The sequence below is a fragment of the Stenotrophomonas sp. P5_B8 genome, assembly GCF_054049855.1.
The window spans coordinates 1-2,548 of sequence record NZ_JBFULO010000497.1 but is presented as its reverse complement, the minus strand read 5'-3'; the positions used below and the strand labels follow the sequence as shown (position 1 = coordinate 2,548).

At 63.2% G+C, this 2,548-nt stretch carries 2 protein-coding genes and 1 pseudogene; all 3 read right to left on the bottom strand.

Annotated elements, in window-relative coordinates:
* Positions 1-67: 67 nt before the first annotated feature.
* On the bottom strand, positions 68-535 hold the full coding sequence (rpsG, locus tag ACXJKH_RS18550; RefSeq protein ID WP_019186122.1) for a 30S ribosomal protein S7: 468 nt from the start codon (positions 533-535) through the stop codon (positions 68-70).
* A gap of 12 nt (positions 536-547) precedes the next feature.
* Positions 548-922, bottom strand: a complete 375-nt coding sequence (gene rpsL / locus ACXJKH_RS18545) for a 30S ribosomal protein S12 (protein WP_457321564.1) — start codon at positions 920-922, stop codon at positions 548-550.
* 372 nt (positions 923-1,294) lie between these two features.
* Positions 1,295-2,548 (bottom strand): annotated as a pseudogene (locus ACXJKH_RS18540) (DNA-directed RNA polymerase subunit beta'); the annotation flags it as partial.

Genomic DNA, 2,548 nt, shown 5'->3' with positions numbered 1-2,548 from the left:
ACCCCAGGTGCCGCGAAGCGGCACTAGGAGATAGTGCCGCCGTGCCTGTTTTGCAAGGCCGTCAAACTCACCAGCGGTAGTGGGCGAATGCCTTGTTGGCTTCGGCCATGCGGTGGGTTTCTTCGCGCTTCTTGATAGCGCCACCACGGTTTTCCGAGGCGTCCAGCAGTTCGGCAGCCAGCTTCTTCGGCATGGTGTTCTCACCACGCTTGCGCGCGGAGTCGATCAGCCAACGCATGGCCAGCGCCATCTTGCGCGAGGAACGCACTTCGACGGGCACCTGGTAGGTGGCACCACCGACGCGACGGGACTTGACTTCGACCGACGGAGCCACGTTTTCCAGAGCCTTCTGAACCAGCTCGACGGAATTCGGGTTCTTTTCGCCGATCACGTCCATGGCGCCATAGACGATCTTTTCAGCGACCGACTTCTTGCCGCTCAGCATCACCATGTTGATGAAGCGTGCGATGGTTTCACTTCCGTGCTTCGGATCCGGCAGGACAGAGCGCTGCGGCGTATTACCTTTACGAGACATGTGTACTTTCCCTTAGCTCTTCGGACGCTTGGCGCCGTACTTGGAACGGCCCTGGCGAYGCTTGGCAACGCCGGAGGCGTCCAGCGAGCCACGCACGGTGTGGTAACGCACACCCGGCAGATCCTTGACGCGACCGCCACGGATCAGGACCACGGAGTGCTCCTGCAGGTTGTGGCCTTCGCCGCCGATGTAGCTAATCACTTCTTCCTGGTTGGTCAGGCGAACCTTGGCAACCTTGCGAAGCGCCGAGTTCGGCTTCTTCGGAGTGGTGGTGTACACGCGCGTGCAGACGCCACGGCGCTGGGGGCACTTATCGAGAGCCGGGGAGGCACTMTTATAAGTGGTTGCCTGCCGCGGCTTGCGGACAAGCTGATTGATCGTCGCCATCAGTATGTTCTTCTGAGAGAGGCCAATGAAAAGACTGGCCATTGAATGCGGAAATGTGCGAGCAGGCGAGAAACCGGCCTGCTGAGACAGACGATTGTAGCAACCCGGCGAAAACGCAGTCAAATGCGCACGCGCCCGGCCAGCCCTGATCCCGGGCCGTTACAGGGGAGCCTTTTCCGTGCCCCCCGTTCAGGTTGTCAAGCCGGTCCTTTGCAAGACCGGCGGGCATCCTACCTCATCGGTGGCGATCCGGCCAGTGGCCGGTGCTGCCGATTCATCGGACCAGCCTGCGCCGTGTCCTGTCGGGAAGAGGCCGACCCGGAGGTCGGCACCCTGCCCTGCCGCGGGCCCGGCCGGAGCCGGGCCTGCGTATTACTCGTCGCTGCCCGGCGCCTGTTCGGCGTCGGTCGATGCCACGGCCACCGGTGCCGGCGCTGCCACTTCAGCCACTACCGGCGCGGAGCCGGACAGGGTCTGCATTTCCGAGTCGGTCAGACCCGAGGCGTTGCGACGGCGGTTGGCGTGGTACGACAGACCGGTACCGGCCGGGATCAGGCGGCCGACGATGACGTTTTCCTTCAGGCCGCGCAGGTTGTCCTTGGTGCCGCGGACGGCAGCTTCGGTCAACACGCGGGTGGTTTCCTGGAAGGAGGCCGCCGAGATGAACGATTCAGTGGCCAGCGACGCCTTGGTGATACCCAGCAGGACCGGATCGAAACGGGCGATCAGCTCGTTGCGGGCGGTCAGGCGTGCATTTTCCTCGATGACGCGCTGGCGCTCGGCCTGCTCGCCATTCAGGAACTTGCTGCTGCCCTGGTCGGTGATCTCGACCTTGCGCAGCATCTGACGGGTGATCACTTCGATGTGCTTGTCGTTGATCTTCACGCCCTGCAGGCGGTACACGTCCTGGATTTCCTTGACCAGGTAGGCCGCCAGCGGCTCGACGCCCAGCAGACGCAGGATGTCCTGCGGGCTCGGCTCGCCGTCCACGATGGTTTCGCCCTTGGTCACGTGCTCGCCTTCGAACACGATCACCTGACGGTACTTCGGGATCAGCTCTTCGTGCTCGGAACCATCGGTGTCCTTGATGATCAGGCGCTGCTTGCCCTTGGTGTCCTTGCCGAAGCYGATGATGCCCGAACGCTCGGCCAGGATCGCCGGATCCTTCGGCTTGCGCGCTTCGAACAAGTCGGCAACGCGCGGCAGACCACCGGTGATGTCACGGGTCTTGGACGCTTCCTGCGGGATCTTGGCGACCACGTCGCCCAYGCCGACGGCGGCGCCGTCCTGCAGGTTGACGATGGAACGCGGCGGCAGCAGGTACTGGGCCGGCAGATCGGTGTTCGGAATGGTCAGGTCATTGCCCTTGCCATCCACGATACGCACGATCGGGCGCAGTTCCTTGGCCTGCGAGCCACGACGCTTCGGATCGGTGATTTCACGCGATGCCAGGCCGGTCAGTTCGTCGGTCTTCTCGATGACGGTGACGCCGTCGATGAAGTCGATGAAGCGGATGAAACCGGCCACTTCGGACACGATCGGGTGGTTATGCGGGTCCCAGTTGGCCACGGTCTGGCCAGCCTTGACCTGGTCGCCATCCTTGGACGCAATGGTCGAGCCGTAGGG